The 24909-nt window shown below is 65.8% G+C and carries 30 protein-coding genes and 1 pseudogene; 12 read left to right on the top strand and 19 right to left on the bottom strand.

Features of this window, described 5'->3' with window-relative positions:
- Positions 1–29 precede the first annotated feature (29 nt).
- From P7B02_RS08285 to P7B02_RS08265, 5 genes are all read right to left on the bottom strand, one after another.
- The gene (locus P7B02_RS08285; RefSeq protein ID WP_277785849.1) at positions 30–845 is read right to left on the bottom strand and encodes a ParA family protein; all 816 of its coding nucleotides are present in this window, start codon (positions 843–845) and stop codon (positions 30–32) included.
- Positions 829–1494: a 16S rRNA (guanine(527)-N(7))-methyltransferase RsmG gene (gene rsmG, locus P7B02_RS08280; protein WP_277785848.1), complete on the bottom strand. Its 666-nt coding sequence runs from the start codon at positions 1492–1494 to the stop codon at positions 829–831. Before rsmG ends, P7B02_RS08285 begins: the two co-directional genes overlap by 17 nt.
- Positions 1469–3337 carry a tRNA uridine-5-carboxymethylaminomethyl(34) synthesis enzyme MnmG gene (mnmG, locus tag P7B02_RS08275; protein WP_277785847.1) on the bottom strand — a complete coding sequence of 623 codons (1869 nt, stop codon included), beginning with the start codon at positions 3335–3337 and terminating at the stop codon, positions 1469–1471. The genes rsmG and mnmG overlap by 26 nt, the downstream gene beginning before the upstream one ends.
- A 150-nt stretch (positions 3338–3487) precedes the next feature.
- A complete protein-coding gene (gene mnmE / locus P7B02_RS08270; protein ID WP_277785846.1) occupies positions 3488–4813 on the bottom strand; it encodes a tRNA uridine-5-carboxymethylaminomethyl(34) synthesis GTPase MnmE in 1326 nt (441 codons plus the stop codon).
- Complete coding sequence (locus P7B02_RS08265; RefSeq protein WP_277785845.1) at positions 4810–5064, bottom strand: DUF6489 family protein; 255 nt, start codon at positions 5062–5064, stop codon at positions 4810–4812. The genes mnmE and P7B02_RS08265 overlap by 4 nt, the downstream gene beginning before the upstream one ends.
- An 81-nt stretch (positions 5065–5145) precedes the next feature.
- Between P7B02_RS08265 and P7B02_RS08260 the strand changes: the two genes are divergently transcribed.
- A complete protein-coding gene (locus P7B02_RS08260; RefSeq protein WP_277785844.1) occupies positions 5146–5847 on the top strand; it encodes a dienelactone hydrolase family protein in 702 nt (233 codons plus the stop codon).
- Here P7B02_RS08260 and P7B02_RS08255 read toward each other — a convergent pair.
- The 5 genes from P7B02_RS08255 to hemE all read right to left on the bottom strand — a co-directional run bounded on the left by P7B02_RS08255 (position 5844) and on the right by hemE (position 10692).
- Entirely contained in the window at positions 5844–6470 is a 627-nt protein-coding gene (locus P7B02_RS08255; protein ID WP_277785843.1) for a glutathione S-transferase family protein, read from the bottom strand. The two genes, P7B02_RS08260 and P7B02_RS08255, sit on opposite strands and share 4 nt — an antisense overlap.
- A 41-nt stretch (positions 6471–6511) precedes the next feature.
- Positions 6512–7921, bottom strand: coding sequence for a transcription termination factor Rho (gene rho, locus P7B02_RS08250; protein WP_277785842.1), 1410 nt, complete (start codon positions 7919–7921; stop codon positions 6512–6514).
- A gap of 253 nt (positions 7922–8174) precedes the next feature.
- Positions 8175–8636, bottom strand: a complete 462-nt coding sequence (locus P7B02_RS08245) for a CopD family protein (RefSeq protein ID WP_277785841.1) — start codon at positions 8634–8636, stop codon at positions 8175–8177.
- Positions 8633–9655 carry a ferrochelatase gene (gene hemH, locus P7B02_RS08240; RefSeq protein WP_277785840.1) on the bottom strand — a complete coding sequence of 341 codons (1023 nt, stop codon included), beginning with the start codon at positions 9653–9655 and terminating at the stop codon, positions 8633–8635. The genes P7B02_RS08245 and hemH overlap by 4 nt, the downstream gene beginning before the upstream one ends.
- Complete coding sequence (gene hemE / locus P7B02_RS08235) at positions 9652–10692, bottom strand: uroporphyrinogen decarboxylase (RefSeq protein WP_277785839.1); 1041 nt, start codon at positions 10690–10692, stop codon at positions 9652–9654. Before hemE ends, hemH begins: the two co-directional genes overlap by 4 nt.
- Before the next feature lie 463 nt (positions 10693–11155).
- Here hemE and P7B02_RS08230 point away from each other — a divergent pair, with 463 nt between their 5' ends.
- The 6 genes from P7B02_RS08230 to P7B02_RS08205 all read left to right on the top strand — a co-directional run bounded on the left by P7B02_RS08230 (position 11156) and on the right by P7B02_RS08205 (position 15162).
- Complete coding sequence (locus tag P7B02_RS08230) at positions 11156–12046, top strand: pyruvate, water dikinase regulatory protein (protein ID WP_277785838.1); 891 nt, start codon at positions 11156–11158, stop codon at positions 12044–12046.
- Positions 12043–12642 carry a Maf family protein gene (locus P7B02_RS08225; protein WP_277785837.1) on the top strand — a complete coding sequence of 200 codons (600 nt, stop codon included), beginning with the start codon at positions 12043–12045 and terminating at the stop codon, positions 12640–12642. The genes P7B02_RS08230 and P7B02_RS08225 overlap by 4 nt, the downstream gene beginning before the upstream one ends.
- Complete coding sequence (gene aroE / locus P7B02_RS08220) at positions 12639–13481, top strand: shikimate dehydrogenase (RefSeq protein WP_277785836.1); 843 nt, start codon at positions 12639–12641, stop codon at positions 13479–13481. Before P7B02_RS08225 ends, aroE begins: the two co-directional genes overlap by 4 nt.
- Complete coding sequence (coaE, locus tag P7B02_RS08215; RefSeq protein WP_277785835.1) at positions 13478–14080, top strand: dephospho-CoA kinase; 603 nt, start codon at positions 13478–13480, stop codon at positions 14078–14080. Before aroE ends, coaE begins: the two co-directional genes overlap by 4 nt.
- Positions 14081–14111: 31 nt before the next feature.
- Positions 14112–14810 (top strand): DNA polymerase III subunit epsilon, encoded by a 699-nt coding sequence (gene dnaQ / locus P7B02_RS08210; RefSeq protein ID WP_277785834.1) that lies wholly within the window; start codon positions 14112–14114, stop codon positions 14808–14810.
- A 73-nt stretch (positions 14811–14883) separates the two neighbouring features.
- Positions 14884–15162, top strand: a complete 279-nt coding sequence (locus tag P7B02_RS08205; protein WP_277785833.1) for an HU family DNA-binding protein — start codon at positions 14884–14886, stop codon at positions 15160–15162.
- A gap of 71 nt (positions 15163–15233) precedes the next feature.
- On the opposite strand, the gene secB is transcribed toward P7B02_RS08205, so the two are convergent.
- Entirely contained in the window at positions 15234–15719 is a 486-nt protein-coding gene (gene secB, locus P7B02_RS08200) for a protein-export chaperone SecB (protein WP_277785832.1), read from the bottom strand.
- Between the two features lie 170 nt (positions 15720–15889).
- Here secB and timA point away from each other — a divergent pair, with 170 nt between their 5' ends.
- From timA to P7B02_RS08185, 3 genes are read left to right on the top strand one after another with little or no spacing between them, the layout of a single operon-like run.
- The gene (timA, locus tag P7B02_RS08195) at positions 15890–16504 is read left to right on the top strand and encodes a TIM44-related membrane protein TimA (protein WP_277785831.1); all 615 of its coding nucleotides are present in this window, start codon (positions 15890–15892) and stop codon (positions 16502–16504) included.
- Positions 16504–17646 (top strand): murein transglycosylase A, encoded by a 1143-nt coding sequence (mltA, locus tag P7B02_RS08190; RefSeq protein WP_277785830.1) that lies wholly within the window; start codon positions 16504–16506, stop codon positions 17644–17646. The genes timA and mltA overlap by 1 nt, the downstream gene beginning before the upstream one ends.
- Before the next feature lie 4 nt (positions 17647–17650).
- Positions 17651–18319, top strand: coding sequence for a Smr/MutS family protein (locus P7B02_RS08185; protein WP_431355797.1), 669 nt, complete (start codon positions 17651–17653; stop codon positions 18317–18319).
- Here P7B02_RS08185 and P7B02_RS08180 read toward each other — a convergent pair.
- The 6 genes from P7B02_RS08180 to P7B02_RS08155 are packed head-to-tail and all read right to left on the bottom strand — an operon-like array spanning position 18316 to position 22376.
- Positions 18316–18639: a phosphoribosyl-ATP diphosphatase gene (locus P7B02_RS08180; protein ID WP_277785829.1), complete on the bottom strand. Its 324-nt coding sequence runs from the start codon at positions 18637–18639 to the stop codon at positions 18316–18318. The genes P7B02_RS08185 and P7B02_RS08180 overlap by 4 nt on opposite strands.
- A 2-nt stretch (positions 18640–18641) precedes the next feature.
- Positions 18642–19409: an imidazole glycerol phosphate synthase subunit HisF gene (gene hisF / locus P7B02_RS08175; protein ID WP_277785828.1), complete on the bottom strand. Its 768-nt coding sequence runs from the start codon at positions 19407–19409 to the stop codon at positions 18642–18644.
- Complete coding sequence (gene hisA / locus P7B02_RS08170; RefSeq protein WP_277785827.1) at positions 19409–20140, bottom strand: 1-(5-phosphoribosyl)-5-[(5-phosphoribosylamino)methylideneamino]imidazole-4-carboxamide isomerase; 732 nt, start codon at positions 20138–20140, stop codon at positions 19409–19411. The genes hisF and hisA overlap by 1 nt, the downstream gene beginning before the upstream one ends.
- Entirely contained in the window at positions 20128–20769 is a 642-nt protein-coding gene (gene hisH / locus P7B02_RS08165; RefSeq protein ID WP_277785826.1) for an imidazole glycerol phosphate synthase subunit HisH, read from the bottom strand. The genes hisA and hisH overlap by 13 nt, the downstream gene beginning before the upstream one ends.
- Positions 20770–20778: 9 nt before the next feature.
- The gene (hisB, locus tag P7B02_RS08160) at positions 20779–21369 is read right to left on the bottom strand and encodes an imidazoleglycerol-phosphate dehydratase HisB (protein WP_277785825.1); all 591 of its coding nucleotides are present in this window, start codon (positions 21367–21369) and stop codon (positions 20779–20781) included.
- A gap of 17 nt (positions 21370–21386) precedes the next feature.
- The gene (locus P7B02_RS08155; RefSeq protein WP_277785824.1) at positions 21387–22376 is read right to left on the bottom strand and encodes an adenosine kinase; all 990 of its coding nucleotides are present in this window, start codon (positions 22374–22376) and stop codon (positions 21387–21389) included.
- 66 nt (positions 22377–22442) lie between these two features.
- Between P7B02_RS08155 and P7B02_RS08150 the strand changes: the two genes are divergently transcribed.
- Positions 22443–22682 carry a hypothetical protein gene (locus tag P7B02_RS08150; protein ID WP_277785823.1) on the top strand — a complete coding sequence of 80 codons (240 nt, stop codon included), beginning with the start codon at positions 22443–22445 and terminating at the stop codon, positions 22680–22682.
- Here P7B02_RS08150 and rhuM read toward each other — a convergent pair.
- Positions 22652–23374: pseudogene (gene rhuM / locus P7B02_RS08145) on the bottom strand (RhuM family protein). The gene P7B02_RS08150 and the pseudogene rhuM sit on opposite strands and share 31 nt — an antisense overlap.
- A gap of 239 nt (positions 23375–23613) precedes the next feature.
- Entirely contained in the window at positions 23614–24330 is a 717-nt protein-coding gene (gene nth / locus P7B02_RS08140; protein WP_277785822.1) for an endonuclease III, read from the bottom strand.
- Positions 24331–24387: 57 nt separating this feature from the next.
- On the opposite strand from nth, the gene P7B02_RS08135 reads away from it, so the two are divergent.
- On the top strand, positions 24388–24909 hold the full coding sequence (locus P7B02_RS08135; protein ID WP_277785821.1) for a DUF2244 domain-containing protein: 522 nt from the start codon (positions 24388–24390) through the stop codon (positions 24907–24909).

Below are 24909 nucleotides of genomic sequence, written 5' to 3'. Positions count from 1 at the left end.
ACCATCAGTACGCCCTTCAGTTCGCTCTACTATGCCGCGACTTGAGCCTGACGGGCCCGTTCGCGGCTTACAACTTCACGCGCCAGCTTCAGATAGGCTTGGCTGCCCGCGCATTTCAGATCGTAGATCAGCACCGGCTTGCCGAAGGACGGCGCCTCGGACACCCGAACATTGCGGGGGATCACGGTGTCATAGACCTTGTCGCCGAAGTGCGCCCGCACGTCGGAGGCCACCTGTTCCGACAGGCTGTTGCGGCGATCGAACATGGTCAGGACCACGCCCTGGATCTCCAGTTTCGGATTGAGGCTGCCGCGCACCAATTCGATGGTCCGCATCAGCTGCGTCAGACCTTCCAGGGCGAAGAACTCGCACTGCAAGGGCACGAACACCGCGTCGGCGGCCGTCATAGCGTTCACCGTCAGCAGGTTCAGCGACGGCGGGCAGTCGATCAGCACATAGGTGTAGTCGCCGGCCCGGCGCAGAACCTCCAGCGCGTCGCGCAGGCGGTATGACCGGCGGGCGGCCTGGCCCAGTTCCAGCTCCACGCCGGACAGATCCGGATCGGCCGGGATCAGATCCAGGCCGGGAAGGCTGGTCTTGACCGCCACTTCGCCGGCCGGAGCCTCGCCCATCAGCACGTCGTACAGGGTCGACTTGCGCTGGTGGCGCGGCACGCCAAGACCGGTGGAGGCGTTGCCTTGCGGATCCGCGTCGATCAGCAGGACGCGTTCGCCGACGGCGGCGAGCGCCGTGCCCAGATTGATGGCGGTGGTGGTCTTACCGACGCCGCCCTTCTGGTTGGCGATGGCGAGGATGCGTAGGGCCGGGTCAGACTGAGCGTGCACTGGAGAGGCCTTTCACCTGAAGAACGAAGCCGCGCGGGTCGCTGAGACTGGGCTTCAGGTCGGAGTTAAATTTCCAATATTTAGAGGCGAGGGTCAACTCGGACACAACATCTTGACCCTTTAGAAACAAGGCGGTTGCGCCCTTCTTGAAGTAGGGCTGGGCATACCCGAGAAGCCGATCGAGAGGGGCGCAAGCACGCGCCGTGATGATATCGGTTTTCAGCGACAGATCTTCGGCCCGGGCGTTGTGGATCGTCGCCGGAAGATCGAGCTGTGAGACCACCTCGGACAGGAAGCGGCAGCGCTTGGCCATGCTCTCCACCAGGTGCACGTGGCCGCCTTCACGCTCCTTGAGCAGGATCGCCAGCACCACGCCGGGCAAGCCGGCGCCGGCGCCGAGGTCAGCCCAGACCCGGGCTTCGGGCGCATAGGTCAGCAGCTGGGCGCTGTCCCACGCGTGACGGTTCCAGAAGTTCGGCAGGCTGGCCGGACCAACCAGGTTCATGCGCTCGTTCCAGTCCGCAAGCAGCTCGCGGAACTGGCGCAGTTCGGCCATGGCCCGGTCGCTGGCGCCGGTCGCGGCCTGGAAGCCTGCCGCATCCGTCACCCCGATCTGCAGGGGATCAAGCTGCACGGCCACGGCGGACATGGGCGAGCAATGCGGTGAGCGCGCCAGGAGTGACGCCTTCGATGCGGGCGGCCTGGCCCAGGGTAAGGGGGCGGACGCGGGAGAGCTTCTCGCGCACCTCGTTGGAAAGGCCGCCCACCTGTCCATAATCCAGGTCGGCGGGCAGGGTCAGGTTCTCGTCGCGCCGGAACGCCTCCACGTCGGCAAGCTGGCGATCCAGATAGCCGGCGTAGGCCGCATCGATCTCGATCTGCTCACGAATGGCCGGGGCCCATTCAGCGATCTCCGGCCAGGCGCCGGCCAGGTCGTCAAAGCTGATGTCGGGATAGGCCAGCATCTGGATCAGGCCTCGACGCTGACCGTCCTGGCCGACCTTGAAGCCGGCGCGCTGAGCCTCTGCCGGGGTGAAGGTGAGCTCCTTGGCGCGCTGTCGGGCGTGGGCGAGAGCTGCCGACTTGACCGCCCAGGCCGCGGCCCGCTCCGGACCGACGACGCCCAGCTCCACGCCGCGCGAAGTCAGGCGCTGATCGGCATTGTCTGCTCGCAGAGTCAGGCGGAACTCCGCCCGGCTGGTGAACATGCGATACGGCTCGGTGACCCCACGTGTGACGAGGTCATCGATCATTACGCCAATATAGGCCTCATCCCGGGCGAAGGTGACGGCCTCCTTGCCGGCGGCGGCGCGGGCGGCGTTCAGGCCGGCGACCAACCCCTGGGCGCCGGCTTCCTCATAACCCGTGGTGCCGTTGATCTGACCAGCCAGGTAAAGACCGGGCAGGGCCTTGGTTTCCAGGGTTGGAAACAGCTCGCGCGGATCCACGTAGTCATATTCGATGGCGTAGCCGTAGCGGATGACCTCGACGTTCTCGAGACCCGGGATCGCCCGCAGGAACAGCAGTTGGGTTTCCTCGGAAACCGACGTGGAGACACCGTTCGGATAGACGGTGTCGTCGTCCAAGCCTTCGGGCTCCAGGAAGATCTGATGCGCCGTCTTATCGGCGAAGCGAACGACCTTGTCCTCAATGGACGGGCAATAGCGCGGGCCGCGCCCTTCGATGCGGCCGCCATAGACCGCCGACTCCGTCAGGCGGTCAGCAATGATCTTGTGGGTCTCTTCCGTGGTCCAGGTCACGCCGCACTGAATTTGTGGCACGTGAATCTTGTCGGTCAGGAAGGAGAAGGGGATCGGCGTCTCGTCAGCCGCCTGCATCTCGAGGCGATCCCAGGCGATGGTCTTACCGTCGAGGCGTGCCGGGGTGCCGGTCTTCAGACGGCCCATGGACAGGCCAAGTCCATAGAGGCGATCCGAAAGACCGATGGCGGGGGCGTCACCAACCCGCCCGGCAGGAATGCGCTTCTCCCCGAGATGGATGATCCCCTTAAGGAAGGTTCCCGTGGTCAGCACCACACGTGGAGCAAGGTAATGCTGACCCGTTCCCCCCATCGCGCCGGCGACTCGGCCGTCCTCGACGATCAGGTCCTCTGCCGCCTCGGCGATGATGTCCAGATTAGGCTGGGCGGCCAGAGCCGCCTGCATGGATTCCCGGTAAAGGCGACGGTCGATCTGGGAGCGCGGGCCGCGGACCGCCGGCCCCTTGGAGGCGTTGAGCATCCGGAACTGAATCCCCGCCACGTCAGCCAGTCGGCCCATCAGGCCGTCCAGGGCGTCGATCTCGCGGACCAGATGCCCCTTGCCCAGGCCACCAATGGCCGGGTTGCAGGACATCTCGCCGATAGTCTCCAGCTTGTGAGTCAACAGAAGCGTACGCGCGCCCGTCCGGGCCGACGCCGCAGCGGCTTCGCAGCCGGCGTGTCCGCCGCCAATAACAATGACGTCCCACGAAGCGGGGAGGGGGGTGGTCATGACGATGCGATCTGAGGCGCGCCCCACGTTGTCGGGCGTAGAGCTAATATAGGGCTTGGCCCGGCAACCGTCGAGGCGACGAACTGTTCCACGTGGAACAGAGATGGGGACAGCCCTGTGGATAAGCTCGCGCTTGTTCCACGTGGAACATCATTTGCCGATGCAGAAGCTGCTGAACACCTTGCCGAGCACCGCCTCTGGATCGATCCGACCGGTGACCCTCGCGAGCGCGCGCGCGGCAAGGCGCACCTCCTCGGCCATCACCTCAATAAGCTCAGGTTTCGTGGACAGGGCGCGGGTCAGCGCATCCCGCGCCTCCGCAAGGCTATCCAAGTGACGGAGGCGGGTGGCGGCGGGGAAGTCCGCCCCACTGAGCGCATCCACCACACGATCTGTCAGCCGGCCTCGAAGGTGATCCATATCCGCACTGTTCCACGTGGAACACGCGATGCGCTCACCTTCGAACTCCAATTCGAGCGCCTGACCAGGGAGGTCGCTCTTATTCATCAGAAGCAGGTCGGTCGAGCGAACCAAGTCGCGCGCCTCTCGCCACGCACTATCCGCACCGTGGCTATCGACGACCCACAAGCGCAGATCGGCTTCCTCCGCCCAGCGACGCGCGCGCCTCACCCCTTCGCTCTCAACCTCGTCAGACGTTTTACGAACACCTGCTGTATCAGCGAGCAGAACCTTATACCCACCGAGGACAAGGGGGACCTCCACCACATCTCGGGTGGTCCCGGGAATGGCGGTGACGATCGCGGCGTCGCGCTCGACCAACGCGTTCAGCAAGCTGCTCTTCCCGGCGTTGGGGGCGCCGATCAGGGCGATACGATAACCGTCGCGCACACGCCGCCCGCGTTCGGCGTCGGCGAGTGCCTCCCTCAGCTCCCCGAGCAACATCGTCATAGCCGGATGTGCCCGAGCCGCCACGTCCTCTGGAAGGTCCTCATCGGGGAAGTCAACCGCCGCCTCGAGCAGGGCCAGTGCTTCAAGTAAGGACTCCCGCCATGACTCGTACCGGCGGCTGAGGGCCCCGCCCAATTGATCGAGGGCCTGCTTCGCCTGAAGGGCAGTTTCCGCATCGACCAGATCCGCCACCGCCTCGGCCTGGGCTAGGTCCAGCTTTCCGTTCTCGAAGGCGCGGCGGGTGAACTCGCCAGGCTCGGCGAGGCGCAGCCCCAGCTCACCCAACCGCAGCATCACACGCTCGACCACGGCGCGGCCGCCGTGGAGGTGGAGCTCGGCGCTGTCCTCACCGGTGTAGCTGGCCGGTCCTTCGAACCACAGCACGAGAGCTTGGTCGATCGTCGCGCCATCCGCGTCCTTTAGTCGGCGGAGCGTCGCCAGCCGCGGAGCGGGCAGGGCGCCCGCGAGGTTGATGAGCGCCTCACCCACGTGAGACCCGGACAGCCGGACGACCGCCACCGCCGCGCGGCCGGGCGCGGTGGCGAGAGCGAAAATTCCGTCTCTCATTCCTTCGGCGTGGCCCCGGTGAAGGCGGCGCCGGTGGCCGCGGTCATCAGCTTGCGGAACTGATCCTGCGCCCCGACCCCAAACGCCATCCAGTTCTTCATCAATTCGTCCGGCGCCAGCATGGCCATATTGGCCTCCATGCGGGCCTGCATCTCGGCGACCAGCTTCTCATTGAGCGGGGCCACATCCGGCAGGCCGAGGAAGGCCCGAGCCTCTTCCGGCGTGCATTCCACTTCGACCTTGACCTTCATGCCGGCTCCGTCTTCACAAACCCTATGCCGCATGGCCTTACCATGCAGCTGGATCAAACCACAGACAGGAGACTAGAGCCCATGGCCTCAGAAACCGTGAAGATCGCCACCCCCGATGGGGAGTTCTCCGCCTATGTGGCTCGCCCTGATCGCCCCGGAAAATCGCCGGCTGTTGTCGTCATCCAGGAGATCTTCGGCGTCAACGCTGTGATGCGTGAGATTGCGGACGGCCTAGCCTCGATCGGCTATCTCGCCATCTGCCCGGATCTCTTCTGGAGGATCGAGCCTGGCGTCGACATCACCGACAAGTCAGAGGCCGAATGGAAGAAAGCCTTCGCTCTCATGAACGCCTTCGACACCGACAAGGGGATCGCCGACATCCAGGCCACCATTAACTTTGCACGCAAGGATGAAGGTTCCACGGGGAGAGTCGGTGCGGTTGGATACTGCCTCGGCGGGAAGCTCGCCTACCTGACGGCGACCCGGACCGATATCAATGCTTCGGTTTCCTACTACGGCGTGGGTATCGAGAACCTCCTCAGCGAGGCGGCCCAGATCCGCACCCCCTTGCTGATGCATATCGCGGGCGCTGACCAATTCGTGCCTCCGCCCGCTCAGGAAAAGATCGTCGCAGCGCTGGAAGGCCACCCCAAGGTGGAGATCCACACCTATCCAGGCCGCGACCACGCCTTTGCGCGAAAAGGAGGCGAACATTACGACGCCAGCGACGCCGCAGTCGCCGACATCCGCACCCTGGCGTTCTTCAACAACAACTTGGCCTAAGCGGCCTTCTCGTTGCTGCGGGCGAGGGCGCGCTCGAAAGCCGGGCGCGCCTTCAGCCTGACCACATAGTCCTGGATCATCGGATCGACCCGATCCTGGAAGCCGATAAATTTCGCCAGCAAGAACGGATAGGACACCGAGATGTCCGCCGCCGTGAAGGCGTCGCCAGCGACGAACTCGCTGGTCTTCAGTTGATTGGCGATCATGCAGCTCCGGCCCATGGCCAGGTCGACGGCCAAAGCGGCGCCCCAGTTGTCGCGATGCTCAAGCGGAGCGGCGAACTTCGAGCCGACGGCTATGTTCAGCAGCGCCGCCACCGAACTCTCCCCGAAATGCAGGAACTGCTTGTAGCGAACCCACGTGGGATTTTCGGGGGAGGGGACCAGCGGCGTCGGACCATAGCGCGCCGCCAAGTATTCCATCATGGCGACGGACTCGATCATGGTCACATCGCCGTCCTGCATCACAGGCAGGAAGCCGGCCGGGTTCAAGGTCTTGAACGCCGGGTCGGATTTTGTCTCCATGAGGCTGACGGGGCGGATTTCGTAATCCAGCCCCATCTCTTCCGCCATCCAGGCGACGCGCAGAGACCGCGTGCGGCCCCCGCCATAGATCACGATCATGCCTGATCAGCTCCCCGTTTCTTTTCGAAACGGAGGCTAGATCAGGTGTTCATGGATTGGAAGAAGTCGCCGTTGGTCTTGGATTGGCGCAGCTTGTCGAGCAGGAACTCGATCGCGTCGGACGCACCCATGGGGTTGAGGATGCGGCGCAGGACGTAGGTCTTCTGCAGCTGATCCTTCGGCGTGATGAGCTCTTCCTTGCGGGTGCCCGACTTGAGCACGTCGATGGCCGGGAAGATGCGCTTGTCAGCCACTTTCCGATCAAGAACGATTTCCGAGTTACCCGTGCCCTTGAACTCTTCGAAGATCACTTCGTCCATGCGGCTGCCGGTGTCGATCAGGGCCGTGGCGATGATCGACAGCGAACCCCCTTCCTCAACATTCCGCGCGGCGCCGAAAAAGCGCTTGGGGCGTTGCAGGGCGTTGGCGTCCACACCGCCGGTCAGCACCTTGCCGGACGACGGCACCACCGTGTTGTACGCCCGGCCAAGACGGGTGACCGAGTCCAGCAGGATCACGACATCGCGCTTGTGCTCGACCAGGCGCTTGGCCTTTTCGATAACCATTTCAGCAACTTGCACGTGGCGGGTGGCCGGCTCGTCGAAGGTCGAGGCGATGACCTCGCCCTTCACCGTGCGCTGCATGTCGGTCACTTCTTCCGGGCGCTCGTCGATCAGCAGAACGATCAGGTAGCACTCGGGGTGATTGGTCTCGATCGACTTGGCGATGTTCTGCAGCATCACCGTCTTACCCACGCGCGGCGGGGCGACGATCAGGCAGCGCTGGCCCTTGCCGAGCGGCGCGACGATGTCGATTACGCGGCCCGAGCGGTCCTTCAGGGTCGGGTCCGGCATCTCCATGACCAGGCGCTCGTCCGGGTAGAGCGGGGTCAGGTTGTCGAAGGCGACCTTGTGGCGGACGTTGTCCGGGCTCTCGAAATTGACCTTCGAAACGCTGGTCAGGGCGAAATAGCGTTCGCCTTCACGCGGCGCGCGGATGGCGCCCTCGACGCTGTCGCCGGTGCGAAGGCCGAATTTTCGGATCTGAGACGGGGACACATAGATGTCGTCCGGACCCGGCAGGTAGTTGGCTTCCGGACTGCGCAGGAAGCCGAAGCCATCCTGCAGAACTTCCATGGTGCCGGAGCCGAAGATCTCCACGCCTTCGTCGGCGAGGGTCTTCAGAATGCCGAACATCATGTCCTGCTTGCGCATGGAGCTGGCGTTCTCGATCTCGAGACGTTCGGCCAGCGCCACCAGGTCGGCCGGGGATTTCTCCTTCAGCTCCTGCAGCGACATGCGGGTGATGCCCAGCTCGGCGATGGCGGCGATGATCTCGGCGTTGTCGTCGCCTTCATCGGAATCGATGTCGATGACCGCTTCCTCGGCCGTCGGCTCAACGGTGGCCACGGTTTCCAGGACTTCGGTCTCGGGGATGTTTTCGTCTTGCATGGCGTACTCAATGGTATGCGGACCCGCACAAGGCGGGCCTTGGGTCTTGTCTGAAGCCGGGATCGAAAGGACTTCGGCCGGCGGATTGGTTTGCGCATAAGGCGCGAAATTCGGGAGCCGGGCCATTAAGGGGCGCGAGGACCGCGCACGACCCGGAAAGAGGCGGGAACACGAAGCGTCCGCCCCATGCTTGCCAGCAGGGGAACCATAACGGCCCGCGCCGGTCAAGCGCGGCGCACGGTCGCTGAGGTGTCTAGCGACCGAACTCGGTCGTCACGGCGATGACCATCACAATAGCCGCCAGGAAGGGCAGCTCGTTGGTGGCGCGCCAGAATTTCTCGCTGCGTTGGTTGCGCCCCTCGGCGAAAAGCTTCCGCGCCTTCGACAGATAGCCATGCCACCCGCTCAGGAAAAGAACCCCGGCCAATTTCACCAGCATCCAGGGCTGCAGCAGGAAGTCATGGCCCAGGCGCACCGTGTCGGCCGCGATCAGGCAAACCCCGAAGATCCAGGCCAAGCCCATGGCGGGCGTCATGATGATCCGCAGGAGCTTGGCCTCCATGGTGCGGAAGGTCAGGTCTGCCTCGCCGCCCGGCGTCGCCTTGGTGTGGTAGGCGTAGAGCCGCGGCAGGTAGAGCAGGCCCGCCATCCAGGCGATCACCGCCAGAATGTGAAGGCCCCGCAGAAGATCGTAGCGCTCAGCCAGCCATGTCATCGAGCCGCTCCCTTGCTCCGCTCAGCACATTTCGGCTGGTTGGTCCCGCACGTCCAGTCATCGGACGCCTCCGCCAGAACGTCTACAGTAAGTCCGGCCAGTCCATTGATGAAGGCCGGTTCGATCCCCAGGGCCGCAACGCGCACATAGGCGGACGCGCCCAGGCCCTTGGCCAGATCGGCGTATTCGTGATCCAGCTCCACCAAAGTCTCCACATGCTCGGAGACGAAGGCGATCGGACAGATCACCAGACCCAGGCCTTCGCCGACAGCTTCTTCGATAGCCTCCGGTGTGGACGGGCCAAGCCATCTCAGCGGTCCTACCCGGCTCTGGTAACAGACCTGCCAATCCCAACCCGCGCCCAGACGATCCGCCACAGCCTTGGCCGTGGCCTGGATCTGCTGCTCATAAGGATCACCCGCGTCGATCACCTTTTGCGGCAAACCGTGGGCGGAAAACAGCAGCCGCACCTTGCCAGGCCGTCCAGCCGCCTCGTAGGCCGTCAGTATCTTTCGCGCGTGTGCTTCGACCAGGCCGTCCATTGTCGGATAGCAGCAAACCGTCCGCACCACGCCCGGTCCGCGATAAGCCTTCTTCCAGGCCTTCAGCGAGGAGTCCGTCGTGGTGGTCGAGAACTGCGGATAAAGCGGCAGCAGGACCACCTCGTCCGGCGCCCAGGCCGCCACGTCCCGCGCGGTATTCTCCGTCAGCGGATGCCAATAGCGCATGGCGATGAAGCACTTCGCCTCCACGCCCCGGGCTTTCAGCGACGCCTCCAGGGCATCCGCCTGGGCCTGCGTCTCCGGAAGAAGCGGCGAGCCGCCGCCCATGATCGCGTAGTTGGCCGTGGCTTCCTTGCGCCGACTCGTGGAGATCAGCGCCGCCAGTGGGTAGCGCGCGATCGCCGGCAAGCCGATGATCGCCGGATCGCGGAACAGGTTGAACAGGAACGGCTGGACCGATTTCGGACCATCCGGCCCGCCCAGGTTCATCAGGACGACGGCGACCCGCCGGCTCATTTGCCGGTGACCCTGGCCAGAACGCGCTCCACATGCGCGATCGGCGTATCCTGCAGGATGCCGTGGCCCAGATTGAAGATGTAGGGACCGCCGCCCCACTGCTCGAGCATCTGTTGGACGCGGATATCCAACGCCTCGCCCCCGGCCCGCAGAAGCAGAGGGTCCAGCGCGCCCTGGATCGGCTTCACGGCCTGAACCCGCTGGCCGGTCAGAGCCGGGCAGGCGGTGTCGAGGGCCACGCCCTGCACATCCACCTTCATGGCGTACCGTTCGGCATAGGCGGCCGAACCACGGGGGAAGCCGATCACCGGCGTGTCGATCCCTTCCGCTCGAAGGCGGCTGATGATCCGCTGGTGCGGGCGAATGACCAGTTTCTCGAACAGATCCTCGGGCAGCCCCTCCGCCCAGCTCTCGAAAATCTTCAGGGCCTGGGCGCCTGACCGCGCCTGCATGGCCAGATAGAGGGCGGTGCTGTCGGCCAGGGCGTTCAACAGACGCTCCATCTCCTCCGGCTGTTCGTAGGCGAAGGTGCGGGCCTTGGACCGATCGGAGGAGCCTCCTTCGATCATATAGGTCGCCACGGTCCAGGGAGCGCCCGCGAAGCCGATCAGGGCCCGTTCCGGCTCCAGAGCCTCACGGACGATGGAAAGCGTGTTCCCGACGGCTCTCAGCGCTTCGGCGGCGCCGTCCACCTTGCCCTCGATGACGTCCAGGCTCGGCAGCTCCCCAAGCTTCGGACCCTCGCCTGCCTCGAACCACACGTCCTGCCCAAGGGCCCGGGGGATCAGGAGAATGTCCGCGAAGACGATGGAGGCGTCGAACGGGAACCGCCGCATGGGTTGCAGGGTCGCCTCGGCGGCTTTCTCCGAATCCAGGCAGAAGCTGATGAAATCCGGGGTCGTGGCGCGAAGGGCCCGATACTCCGGCAGATAACGCCCAGCCTGCCGCATGAACCATACAGGCGGGCGTTCGGCCCTTTGCCCGGCGAGCACGGAGAGGAATTTCGGAGTCGGGGTCGTCGGAGCCTGGTCGGTCATTCCCGCCTTAAACCGGGTCCCGCTCGAAGGCTCAAGTCCGAAGGTCCGATCAGGTCCCGTCCCTTCCCTCCTTTCTTATCTTAATAAGATTTTAAGGAAGAATGGAGGAAGGTGCTGGTCAGGTGGATGATGGGGAAAAGCGTTCTCGGCGCGCCCTTGTCCCACCAGTCTCCCGATATTCGCGCCCAGACCCGCCCACAGTTCCAGACCTCGGCTGTGGAGATCGTGGACAAGTCGACAACCTGCCCAATTCCTTAAGGAAATCTTAATTCGAACCCGTGCGCGGAGAGGTGGATCAGCTATGCCTGTCCCCAAGCCCATCCGACAAGACGCGGGGGATCGACCTGGAACGGACCGCTCCTGGGGATTTACAAGACAGCAAGAGGGGTGGTTCTCAACCGGCGCGCTTGGCAAAGATTGCGACGCGCGGTTTTCTGCCCGCTGATCCCCAGAGAGACGAACTTTGGTTAAGCAACCATTAACGGCGCATCCACAGGGCGGAGATGAGGAACGGGTCGAACGGCCTCGGGTCTCGACCTACTTCCATATCCACCTGGTGTCGGATTCCACCGGCGAGACGTTGAACGCCATGGCGCGCGCGGTCTGCGCCCGCTTCAACGACGTGCTGCCGATCGAGCACATCTACGCCCTGATCCGATCCACCCGTCAGCTGGAACGGGCCCTGGAGGAGATTTCCGGCGCACCGGGCATCGTCATGCACACCATCGTCGATGCTGGTCTTCGCGCCGCGCTGGAGGATGGCTGCCGACGCCTGGAGATGCCCTGCATCGCCGCTCTGGATCCGGTGGTTTCGGCCATGTCCCGTTATCTGGGCGCCAAGATCTCCACCCGGGTCGGCGCTCAGCATGCGCTGGACAACGATTATTTCGACCGGATCGAGGCCCTGAATTACGCCATCGCCAATGATGACGGCGCCGGCGGCCAGGACCTGGAGCAGGCGGATGTGATCCTGGTGGGGGTGTCCCGCACCTCCAAGACTCCGACCTCCATCTATCTGGCCCATCGCGGCATCCGCGCCGCCAATGTGCCGCTGGTCCCGGGCCAGGCGCCGCCGCAGAAGCTGTTCGACGCCAAGGGCAAGCTGATCGTCGGCCTCACCGCCTCGCCGGACAGGCTGATCCAGATCCGCCGCAACCGCCTGCTGTCTCTGCGCGAGGATCGCGAAAGCGACTATGTGGATGTGGAGGCCGTACGGTCCGAAATCATCCAGGCTCGCCGGCTTTTCGAACGCATGGGCTGGCCGGTGATCGACGTCACCCGCCGCTCCATCGAGGAGACCGCCGCGGCGATCATGAACCTTCTGTATGGCGGCCGCGGCCAGGTTGAGATTTGAGTATGACGATGGTGACCCTGGCGTCGAAGAGCGCCGCCCGCACCCAGCTTCTGACCAATGCAGGCGTGCCTTTCGAGGCGGTCGGCGCCGGTGTGGATGAAGACGCCGCCAAGGCGTCCCTGCTCGCCGACAAGGCCACGCCCCGCGAAATCGCCGACGCCCTGGCCGAGCTGAAGGCCGTGAAGGTGTCGACCAAGCGCCCCGGCTTGGTGATCGGCGCTGACCAGACCCTCGACTTGGACGGTCAGCTCTACGACAAGGCCACGACCATGTTCGAGGCGCGCGAACGGCTGAAAAGCCTGCGCGGGAAAAGCCACAAGCTGCATTCCGGCCTCGTTGTCGCCCGCGACGGCCGACCCATCTGGCGCGAAGTGACCACCGCCACCCTGCGGATGCGCGAGTTCAGCGACGAATGGCTGGACGGCTATCTCGAACGCCAGGGCGAAGTCATTCTCGGCTCCGTGGGCTGCTACATGCTGGAAACCGAGGGCGTTCAGTTGTTCGACCGCATCGACGGCGACTACTTCACCATCCTCGGCCTGCCCCTGATGGGACTGCTGGATTTCCTGCGCCTGCACAAGGTTCTCGCCTCGTGATCACCGGAGCCGCCCGGGTCGCCGGCGTTTGCGGCCAGCCCATCGCCCACTCTCTCAGCCCGGTTCTGCACAACGCCTGGATCGCCGAAGCCGGGATCGACGCGGCCTATGTGCCCTTCGCTCCGCCGGAAGGTCGGTTTGAAGCCTTCGTCGACGGCCTGCGCGGCGGCGTGGTGCGCGGGCTGAACGTCACCATTCCGTTCAAGGAACGCGCGCTCGCCCTGGCGGACGAGGCTTCGGCGGTCGCGCGCCGGGCCGGCGCCTCGAACCTGTTGCTGTTTCGTCCCGATGGTACGATCTTCGCCGACAATACGGACGGCGTGGGCTTGCTTGAGGCGCTCAAGGCTCAGGCAAATTATGAGGCGAAGACGGGTCCGGTCGTTCTGCTGGGGGCCGGCGGCGCCGCGCGAGGCGCGGCCGCGGCCCTGATCGAGGCTGGAGCGCCGTCGGTCCGCATCATCAATCGCACCCTGGCCCGAGCTCAGGAGATCGCCGCCGAGATGGGCGCCGGCTGCAGCGCTCATGCCTGGGATGACGCGCCGGCGGCTCTGGCCGACGCGGCCCTGGTGGTGAACGCCACCTCCCTGGGGCTCGGCGGCCGCGCTGGCCCTGATGTGGATCTGGATGCGGCGCCGGCCTCGGCCGTGGTCATGGACATGGTCTTCAAGCCGCTGCGCACCGAATTCCTCGAACGCGCCGCCGCCAGCGGCCGCCGGACCGTGGACGGTCTGGAGATGCTGGTCCGTCAGGCCGTGCCCAGCTTCGAGGCCTTCTTCGGCCAAGTTCCGCCGGCTTCAGTGGATGTCCGAGCCCTGGCGTTGAAGGCTCTGGATCAATGATCCTGCTTGGCCTCACCGGGTCCATCGGCATGGGCAAGTCCACCACTGCGGCCATGTTCGCGGCCGAGGGCGTGCCTGTCTATGACGCCGACGCTGAGGTTCACCGTCTTTATGCAAACGGCGGTGCAGCGGTCGGCCCGGTGGGCGCGGCCTTTCCGGGCGTGGTGAAGGACGGCGCCATCGATCGCGCCGCGCTCAGCGCCCAGGTGGTCGGCAAGCCGGAGGCCCTCCAGAAGCTGGAGGCGATCGTGCACCCCCTGGTCGCCCAGACCCGCGCCGCCTTCTTCGAAAAGGCGGAAGCGGCCGGCGCCGACGTGGTTCTGCTGGATATCCCGCTGCTCTACGAGACCGGCGGGGAGGGCAAGGTGGACAAGGTGGTGGTGGTTTCCGCCCCCGCGGAGGTCCAACGCCAGCGTGTTTTGGCCCGGCCGGACATGACCGAAGCGAAACTGCAGGCCATTCTCCACCGCCAGTTGCCGGACGCCGAGAAGCGACGAAGGGCCGATTTTGTGGTGGATACGGCCCAAGGACTCGATTTCGCCCGGGCCGAAGTGCGAAAAATCCTTGCCAGCGTGCGGTTTCAGCCTCGTTCAGCTTGATGCGGCTGACGAACATCGGCATGGAATCGCCATGGCGCGTGAGATCATCCTCGACACCGAAACCACCGGCTTCGATCCGCTGAAGGGCGATCGTCTGGTTGAAATCGGCTGCATCGAGGTGGTGGACTTCATTCCCACCGGCCGATCCTTCCACGAATATGTCGATCCCGAGCGCGACATGCCGGCCGAGGCCGAGAAGGTCCACGGCCTGTCGGGCGCCTTCCTGAAGGGCAAGCCCAAGTTCGCCGAGATCGCCGACCGCTTCGCCGAATTCGTCGGCGACGCCGTGATCGTGGCCCACAACGCGGCCTTCGACCGTAATTTCGTCAATTACGAGATGGGCCGCTGCGGCCGCGCCTTGATGCACGAGGAGCGCTGGGTCGACACCCTGGCCCTGGCCAAGAAGCGCTTCCCCGGCATGTACAATTCGCTCGATGCGCTGTGCAAACGCTTCAAGATCTCGCTGGAAAGCCGCGACAAGCACGGGGCGCTGATCGACGCCCATCTGCTGGCCGAGGTTTATCTGGAGTTGCAGGGCGGCAAGGAACGCGCTCTGGATCTCACCCACTCGACCGCCGCTCTGGCGGTCTCCGCGGCGATGGCCGGCGGTTATGGCGAACGGCCCCGGCCGCTGGCGCCCCGCTCCACCGACGCTGAACGCGCCGCCCACGCCGAATTCGTAGCGGCGACCCTCAAGGACAAGGCTGTCTGGCTGAAGGTCGGACTATAGCCGCAACCCCATCTCGCCACGCCGGCCGTGACCGTCGTGAGAGAAAATCCCGGTTCAACCAAGGAGATTTGACGTGAACCAATCCGAACTGATCGCCGCGGCCGCCAAGGAAGCCGGCGTTTCGCAAGCTGAAGCCGGCCGCGTCCTCGACGCGTTCCTGTCGACCATCCAAGCGACCCTGGTGAAGGGCGAAGACGTCCGCCTGTCGGGCCTGGGCATCTTCGACGTGGCCGACCGCGCCGCTCGCGAAGGCCGCAACCCGGCCACCGGCGAAACCATCAAGATCGCGGCCACGAAGGCCGTTCGCTTCCGTCCGTCCAAGACCCTGAAGGACGCCGTCGCGAAGAAGTAAGCATCGTCCGAAAGGACTGCTGCTTGAAGGAACGGCGGCTGGATCCCTCCAGCCGCCGTTTTCTTTTCGTATCAGGCGTTGCCGATCTGGACGCCGCCTGCCTGCGCCTTGCGTTGGGCGTAGACGCCACCGAAGTCGATCGGGTCGATCAGGAACGGCGGGAAGCCGCCTTCGCTGGTCACATCCGCGATCACGCGGCGGGCGAACGGGAACAGGAAGCGCGGGCATTCGATCAGCAGCACCGGCTCAAGATCGTCTTCGCTGACGCCGGTCACCTGGAACAGGCCGCCATAGACGACTTCGACGTGGAAGACGGCGTCCGAACCGCGCGTGGCGCGGGCCGACAGCTTCAGATCCACCTCGAACAGGCCGTCCGTGCGGCCGCGGGCGTTCATCTCGACGCCCATGTCGATCTCAGGCTGGCCGCCGCCGCGCAGGGATTCCGGCGCGCCCGGATTCTCGAAGGACAGGTCGCGGATGAACTGGGCGATGACGCGAACGCCGATTTGTTCGCCTTCGGCGGGGGTTTCCGGAACGCCGGAAGTGGTGTCGGTCATGGGAAATCCGTCAGGATGGACAGCCGGGCGACAATGCCTCACGGCCTTCAGATCAGGGTTGAGAGCCGGGCTGCTAACATGAGGGGACCCCCGGTGCAACGCCGGGCCTGACGTGGCGGCCTGTCGCGCCTATATTGCATTCCAACTGTTCCATTGAAGTCGGTCTTCCTTTGCAAGCTCTCGAACTGATCATCTTCGCCGTTCTCGCCGCCGTGGTGCTCTATCAGCTCTATTCGGTGCTCGGCCGCCGGGTCGGCCGGCAGCCTGAAGACACGCCCGCCCCTGTGGAGGCTCCGCGTGGTCCGGTGATCGTCGACGCCCCCAAGGCCGAGGGCGCGGATTTCGCCGCCGCCGACGGTCTGGCCGCCCTGCGAGCCCGCGACCCGGCCTTCGACGTCAGCCGCTTCCTGCACGGCGCCCGCCAGGCCTATGAGATGGTGGTGCGCGGCTTCGCCGCCGGCGACCGCGAAACCCTGCGGCCTCTGCTGTCCGAACAGGTGATGGAGGGCTTCGACGGCGCGATCACCGCCCGCGAGGCTGAAAACCGCACCGAAACCGTCGAATTCCTGCATCCGCCCCGCGCCGATTTCGAAAGCGCGGCGGTGAAGGGCGACATGGCCCGCGTGGTGGTCCGCTTCCTGGCCGAGTTCCGCAGCCGCACCAAGGGTCCGGAAGGCGAGGCGGTGGATGACCGCCGTACGGCCGAACTGTGGACCTTCGAGCGCGATCTGAAGAGCCGCGACCCCAACTGGACCCTGGTGAACGTCGACGCCGCGGCGGCGTGATGCGCCGTATTGCTCTGCATCCCGGCGCCGCAGCTCTCGCGGCGCTGATCCTGGCGGCCTGCGCCACCCGAACTCCGCCGCCGGCCGAGGCGCCGGAAGGTCCCCCCGCGCCGGGCCGTCCAGCCGAACAGCCGCCGGAACGTCCGACGCCCCGGCCGCTGGTTTATGTTCTTTCAGACCTGCCCGGTTGGGCGCAGGAAGACCATCTGGCCGCTTTCGAGGCGCTGAAGACCGGCTGTCAGGCCGCCAAGGACCCCTCATCCGCCGAGCTTTGCCGCAAGGCCCGCCATGCCGGCGACCTGAAACCGGCGGAGGCGCAGGCCTGGCTGGAAGCCCACCTCGTCGCCCGGTCAATGGGCGATGAAGGGACCCTGACCGCCTATTTCGCGCCGGTCTATGAGGCCCGCTTCTCCCGTCGCGGCGAGTACACCGCCCCTGTCCGCGCCAAACCGGCGGATCTGGAGATGATCGACCTGGGTTCCGGCCCGGTGCCCGCCCAAGTCACCGGCGGCGTGCCGAAGCCCTATCCCGACCGCGCGGCCATTGAGGCGGTGGAGACGGACAAGCCCCTGGCCTGGATGAAGCCGGAGGACCTGTTCTTCCTGCAGATTCAGGGCTCCGGCGTTCTGGTCCTGCCCGACGGCAAGCGGTTCAAGGCGCTCTATTCCGGCCACAACGGCCAGCCGTTCCTCGGCATCGCCGCGCCCATGCGTGAAAAGGGCCTGCTGGCCGACAGCAACACCTCGGCCGAGAACATCCGCGCCTGGCTCGCCGATCATCGCGGGCCGGAGGCGGATGCGGTCATGCAGCTGAACCGCCGCTACGTGTTCTTCCACCTGAAACCCGACGACGGGGCCGAGCCGCGCGGGGCCGCCAATATCCCGCTGCCGCCGGGTCGCGCCATCGCGGTGGACCCCAGCCAGCACAGCTATGGCGGCCTTTACTGGATCGACGCCGACGCGCCGAAACTGAACGGCGCCTTCCCGACCTATCGCCGCGTGGTGGCTGCGCTCGATACAGGCGGGGCCATCAAGGGCGCGGTGCGGGCCGATCTCTACATGGGCTCGGGTCCGGCGGCGGGGCTGGAGGCGGGGCGGGTGCGCCATGCCCTGCGCCTCTATCGCCTGGTTCCGAGGGACTGACGTCATGAAGCGGCCGCTGAAGCCGGAGGAGCGGCGGCTGTGGGATCTCGTGGCCGGGACCGTGAAGGGCAGGGCGCCTGATGACGCCCAGGTCAGCAAGGTCACGCCCAAGACCCTGAAGAAGACCAAGTTCGGCAAGCGCGCGCCGCCGCCCGCGCCGATCCCTGAGGCGGATTTCCATGTTCCGGAAGATCCGGCCTGGACCGCTCTGGCCAAGTCCATCCGCCCCGACCGGACGCCGCCCAAGCCCAAGGCGCCGCCGAAGACGGCGACCGCGGCGGCGCCTCTCCTGCTGGCGGCTGAAGACCTGAAGGCTCTGCAGAAGCCGAAACGCGCCGCCCGCAGCGGCTATGACCCCATCGAGCCCGGCCGAAAACGCCGCATCAGCCGCGAGCGCGATCCCTTGGAGGCCCGTCTGGACCTGCACGGCCTGGATCAGGATGGCGCCCGCCCGACGCTTGAAGCGTTTCTGCGCCGGGCCTCGGACGAGGGTTATCGTTCGGTCCTGGTCATCACCGGCAAGGGCAAGACGGGAACGGGCGTCCTGCGCCGCTACGTTCCCGAATGGCTGGGGGCCCCGCATCTCAGCGACATCGTGGCCGGGGTCTCCCAGGCTGACCGGCATCACGGCGGGGAGGGCGCGCTCTACGTCGCCCTGAAGAAGCGGATCTAGGCTCCGCGCGAGGCCTTTTCAGCCAGGCCGGACTGCCCTTGGCGGGCTTCAAGTTTGGCGGCCACGGCGTCCAGATCCAGTCCCACCGCCGTAGCCAGGGCCAGCCAATGATAGAGCAGGTCGGCGCTTTCGGCGGCCAGGGCGTCAAGATCGCCCTGAACGGCGGCGATCACCGTCTCCGTCGCCTCCTCGCCCAGCTTCTTCGCCGCCAGGGCCGGGTCAGCCAGCAGCTTGGCGGTGTAGGAGGCGGAGACATCCCCACCCTTGCGAGAGGCGACCGTCGCGGCCAGGCCTTCCAGAACCTTGAACAGCTCAGCCATGATCAGGCCTCCAGACGCATGGGCAGGCCGGCGGCGGCCATGGCCTGCTTGGCCTGGCGCACGGTGATCTCGCCGAAGTGGAAGATCGAGGCGGCCAGCACCGCATCGGCCCCGCCGTCGCGGGCGGCCTCGATCAGGTGATCGGTGTTTCCGGCCCCGCCGCTGGCGATCACCGGCACGCTCACCGCGTCGCCCACCGCCTTCAGCAGGGGAATGTCGTAGCCGGTCTTGGCCCCGTCGCGGTCCATGGAGGTCAGCAGGATTTCGCCCGCGCCCTTCTCAACCGCCCGGGCGGCGTACTCGATCACATCCAGCCCAGTGTCCTTGCGTCCGCCATAGGTCCAGACGTTCCAGCCCGAGCCGTCATCACGCGCCTTGGCGTCCACGGCCACCACCACGCACTGGGCGCCGAAGGCGTCGGCCCCGGCGGCGATCAGGTCGGGGTTCTCCACGGCGGCGGTGTTCATGGCCACCTTGTCGGCGCCGGCCAGCAGCAGGCGGCGCATGTCCTCGACCGCCCGCACGCCGCCGCCCACCGACAGGGGCATGAAGCAGGCGTCGGCGGTCCGCGCGATCACGTCCAGGATCAGGCCGCGCCCCTCGTGGCTGGCGGTGATGTCCAGGAACATCAACTCGTCGGCCCCGGCGGCGTCATAGGCGGCGGCCTGCTCCACCGGATCGCCGGCGTCGCGCAGGGCCACGAAGTTGACGCCCTTCACCACGCGGCCGTCCTTGACGTCCAGGCAGGGAATGACGCGGCGGGTCAGCATCAGCCGGCGGCCCGGATGGCGTCGGCCGGGCGGATGGTTCCGGCATAGAGCGAGCGGCCCAGGATCGCCCCGGCGATCGGCGCGCCCTTGCGGGCCTTCAGATTGACGATGTCGTCCACCGAGGCGACGCCGCCGCTGGCGATCACCGGCACCGAAACGGCGTCGGCCACTTCGCCCACGCCCTCGACGTTCACGCCGGTCAGGGCGCCGTCGCGGGAGATGTCGGTGACGATCAGGGCCGCGACCCCGGCGTCCTCGAACCGCTTGGACAGGTCTACGGCGCTGATGTCCGACAGGGCGGTCCAGCCGTCCACGGCGACCTTGCCGTCGCGCACGTCCACGGCCACGGCGATCTGCTCGGGCCACAGGCGGGCGGCCTTCTTGACCAGTTCGGGATTGTTCACGGCCACCGTGCCCAGGATCACGCGGCTGACGCCGGCCTCGATCCAGGACTCGACGCCCTCAAGGGTGCGGACCCCGCCGCCCAGTTGAACCGGGATCGACACGGCGTTGAGGATCTCCTCAACCGCTTTGGTGTTCATCGACTGGCCCTCGATGGCGCCGTTCAGGTCGACCACATGCAGCCAGGAGAAGCCGTCCTTGGCGAAACGCTCGGCTTGGTCGGCGGCCGAAGTGTTGAACACCGTGGCCTTGTCCATGTCGCCGTGCAGCAGGCGCACGCACTGGCCGTCTTTCAGGTCGATGGCGGGATAGAGGATCATGGGCGCCATTCCAGAAAGTTGGCGAGGAAGGAAAGACCGGAGTCCTGGGACTTTTCCGGGTGAAACTGAGCGCCGGCCACATTGCCCCGCGCCACCGCCGCCGTGAAGCGTCCGCCATGGTCGCTGACCGCGACCACGTCCGCCGGATCAGCGGCGTCCAAGGCGAAACTGTTGGCGTAGTACATGGGCGAATTGGCCGGCACGCCGGCGAACAGGGGGTGCTCGCGCACCCGCTCCACCGCGTTCCAGCCCATGTGCGGGATGGTCAGGGTCGGATCTAAGGGTTCTAGCTTCTTCACCTCGCCGGTGATCCAGTCGAGGCCGGGGGTGATCCGGAACTCCAGCCCCCGCGTGGCCAGAAGCTGCATGCCGACGCAGATGCCCAGGAACGGGACGCCCCGGACCTTCACCGCTTCGTTCATGGCCTCGACCACGCCGGCGGCGTCCAGGCCCTCGCGGCAGGAGGCGAAGGCCCCGACGCCGGGCAGGAACACCCGGTCGGCCTTGGCGATGAGGTCAGGATCGGCGGTGACGCGCACGTCCACGGAAAGGCCGCGGCGGCGCGCGGCCTCGACCAGGGCTCGTTCGGCCGAGCGCAGATTGCCCGACCCGTAGTCGATCAGGGCGACGCTCTGCATGGATGAACCTTACAGCACGCCCTTGGTGGAGGGGGCATGGCCGCCGGTCTTGGGGTCGATCTCGACCGCCTGACGCAGCGCCCGGGCCAGGGCCTTGAACCCGCTCTCGGCGATATGGTGGGTGTTGTCGCCGTACAGGGTCTCCAGATGCACGCAGGCGCCGCAGTTCATGGCGAAGGCGTGGTGGAATTCCTTGAACAGCTCGGTGTCCATCTCACCCACCTTGGGGCGGGTGAAGTCCACCTTCCAGATCAGGTACGGGCGGTTGGACAGGTCGATGGCGCAGCGCGTCAGGGTCTCGTCCATCGGGATATAGGCGTGGCCGAAGCGGCGGATGCCCTTGAAGCCGTCCAGCGCCTTGTTCACCGCTTGGCCCAGGACGATGCCGGTGTCCTCGACCGTGTGGTGCATGTCGATGTGCAGGTCGCCCTTGGTCTCGACCTGAAGATCGAACCCGCCATGGCGCGCGAAGCTCTCCAGCATGTGGTCATAGAAGCCCACGCCGGTGGAGATCGTCGACTTGCCGGTCCCATCAAGATCGATCGAGACGCGGATCTGCGTCTCCTTCGTCTCGCGGACCACTTCGGCCGTGCGCGCCATTTGCGTATCCGTTCCTGTCAGAAGCCCTTGGCCGCGGCCAGCTCGGCGAGCGAGACCAGCGGACGGGGGCCATAGTGCGAGATCACCTCGGCCGCCGCGATGGAGCCCAGCCGGCCGCAGTCAGCCAGCGGCTTGCCCTTGGCGAGGCCGTAGAGGAACCCGGCTGCGTATTGGTCGCCCGCGCCGGTCGTGTCCACGATTTTCTCCACAGCCTCGGCCGGGATTTCGTGGCGCGCCTCGCCGGCGAGCACCACCGAACCCTTTTCGCTGCGGGTCACGGCGGCGATCTTCACGCTGGCGGCCAGTTGCTTGGCGGCGGCGTCGAAGTCGTCGGTGCGGTACAGAGACAGCAGCTCCGCTTCGTTGGCGAAGACGATGTCCACCTGGGTCTCCACGAAGCCGCGCAGGGCCTCGTAGTGGCGGTCGACCACGAAGCTGTCGGACAGGGTGAAGGCGATCTGGCGGCCCGCGCCGTGGGCCAGGCCGGCGGCCTTGGCGAAGGCGACGCGCGCCTCCGACGGGTCGAACAGATAGCCTTCCAGATAGACGATCTGCGAGCCTTCGATGACCGCCGGGTCCACGTCGTCGGCGGTCAACTGGTTCGAGGCGCCGAGGAAGGTGCACATGGTGCGCTGGCCGTCCGGGGTGACGTTGATCATGCAGCGGCCGGTGGCCGCGCCGCCGATCAGGCGCGGCACGTCGAAGTCGACGCCGATGGCCTTGATGTCATGGGCGAAGATGTCGCCCAGCTGGTCGTCGGCGACCTTGCCCAGATAGACGGCCTTGCCGCCCAGGCTGGCGACGCCGGCGATGGTGTTGCCGCCCGACCCGCCCGAGGTCTCCACGCCGGACGCCATGCGGCCATAGAGCGACACCGCGAAGTCCTGATCGACGAGCTGCATCGAGCCCTTCACCAGCTTTTCCGCCTCCAGGAAGGCGTCTTCGCAGGGGGCGATCACGTCGACGAGGGCGTTGCCGATGGCGGCGACGTCGTAGCGGGCGGTCATGCAGGGGGACTTTCAGAAGGAATTGACCCCGCCGATTAGCGAAAGCGGGGCCCGCTGGCAAATTTCGTGCGCACCATCTCAGCGTTGGCGACGGGCCGAACCTTTTGGCAAGGCCTTCCCCGCCGCTTTGAGGGCGGCATATTCCTCGTCCATGGCCGCCTTTCTGGCCGCCTTTCTCCGCTCGTCGAACTTGGCGTACTCGCGGAGGGCGGAGGTTTCTGCGTCGCCATGGCCGATCTGACCGCCATGATTGAGCACCTGCCGCCCGAGGTTGCTCAACTGGCGGTCAAGCAGCTCGGCGCGTGATCCATCGTGACGAGCTTTCCGATTTCAGCCTGATCATCGAAAATATCGAGGAGGATATTGGTCAGCCGGTTCAGCTCTCGGATTTCGCCGGGAGCCAGATAGTTCTTAGCCACCTTAGCGTCACGTTTTGTGACGTCGCGACCGCTCCAAGTCTGCAACCCCATATTGGGATGATCCGCATCCGCGCGGCTCTTCTGAATTTCCGACGGCGTATGCGATGTGACGGCGTAGAAGAGTTTCGCCTGCATCCGCGTTTAGAAGGTGATCGCCTGCGCGGAGCTCGGCTCGTAATCTTGGCAAAGTGCGCAGATGCCCCGAAGCTCCGCATACCCATTCGCCTCAGAGGCGCGAATGTCGCGGATGATTTCGCGAAGCTCAGAGACCCGGTCCTGGTCGCCGCGGGCTTTCAGTCGCTCCACATCGACGACAAACCCCTTCGTCGCGAACTTGACGAGGATGTTCGTGGCCCATCGCCTGAAAATCGTGCCTTGCTTCGAGCTGACCCGATATCCAACTGCGATTATCGCATCCAGGTTATAGTGCAGAACCTCTCGGGTGACCTGCCGGCCACCTTCAGATCGAACTATCCGGAATTTCCGGATAGTTGGATCTTCGTCGATCTCACCTTCTCGATAAACGTTGGAGACGTGCTCGTTGACGGTGCGAACATCAATGCCGAACAGGTCGGCCATCTGAGCCTGAGTCATCCAGAGTGTTTCGCCTTCATGGCGAAGCTCGACACGAAGCCCGCGGTCCGTTCCATAGATGAGGAAGCGGTCGCCGGTGTCTGCGTCCTCCATCAGCCGAACAGGGTCTTCAGCGGGCGTCTCGATCGTTATTCCGGCTCACCGCATTGGTCGGAACATTAATAGAACATAACCGCGCTGGGCGCCAATAAGCTTCCTGGCGATGGCCCCGCGCCGGGGGCGTTTCAGCCGCCGATGAACAGCTCTCGCGAGGGGCACAGGTCGTCGATGATGCAGTTGCGGCATCGGGGCTTGCGGGCGATGCAAACATAGCGGCCGTGCAGGATCAGCCAGTGATGCGCCCGGGTCAGCCAGGGCTCCGGCACGATGGCGAACAGGTCCTGCTCCACCTGGTCGGGAGTCTTGCCCTTGGACAGCTTCAGGCGGTGGGCGACACGGAAGACGTGGGTGTCCACGGCGATGGCCGGCTCGATGCCCAGCTCGTTCAGCACCACGCTGGCGGTCTTGCGCCCCACGCCGGGCAGGGCCTGCAACGCCTGCCGGTTCAGGGGCGTCTGACCGCCGTGCTGCTCCAGGATGATCCGGGACAGGGCGATGACGTTCTTGGCCTTGGTCCGGTAGAGGCCGATGGAGGCGATGTAGGGGGTCAGGCCCTCCTCGCCGAGGGCCAGCATCTTCTCCGGGGTGTCGGCCACGGCGAACAGCTTGTCGGTGGCCTTATTCACCGAAACGTCCGTGGCCTGGGCCGACAGGGCCACCGCCACCAACAGGGTGTAGGGGCTGTGGAAGCGCAGCTCGGTCTTCGGATTGTCCTCGAAGCGCTCGAAACGAGTGAAGATCTCGTCGATCCGCGCCCGTTCGGCGGGGGACACGCGTTTCTTCGGCTTGCGGGCGGGCTTCTTGGCGGTCTTGCCGGTGATCTGGGAGGCGGGCGCTTTCATGCGGGGCGGACCATGCCGCGCCTTCGCCTTCGCGAAAAGAGGCGCCATGGTGGGGCCATGGACGCGACCCTCTACATGGACGCTGTGATCACCCAGAACCGCTCGCTGTCGCCGGGCGGGTTCAAGGTGCTGCTCGGCTTCGTGGTCGCCGCCAATGTCCTGTTCGGCATCTTCCTGTTCGTAATCGGGGCCTGGCCCGTGCCGATCTTCCTGGGCCTGGACGTTCTGGCCATCTGGTGGGCTTTCAAGCTCAGCTTCCGGGCGTCCGAGCGCGCCGAGCGGGTCCAGGTCTCGGCCGAACAGGTGGTGGTCCTGCGCGAAAGTCCCGGCCGCCGGCGCCGCATCTGGGCCTCGCCCACCGCCTTCACCCGCGTGGCTTTGGAGCAGGCGGGGGAGCATGAGCGGCGGGTGCGCATCCGCCTGTCGAACAAGGCCCTGACCGTCGCCCGGGCTCTCAGTCCGGACGAGCGCGGCGCCTTCGCTGACGCCCTGGAGCGGGCCATCCGCACCGCCCGGGCGGAAAGACATGCGGTGACGCAAGAACCGGGCGGATTCGCCCAATCCGGGGACCTAGTCTGA

This window comes from Caulobacter segnis (genome assembly GCF_029543125.1).
GTDB lineage: Bacteria > Pseudomonadota > Alphaproteobacteria > Caulobacterales > Caulobacteraceae > Caulobacter > Caulobacter segnis_D.
Note: the sequence above shows the minus strand (reverse complement) of the source record. Positions and strands in the feature narration are given on the sequence as shown.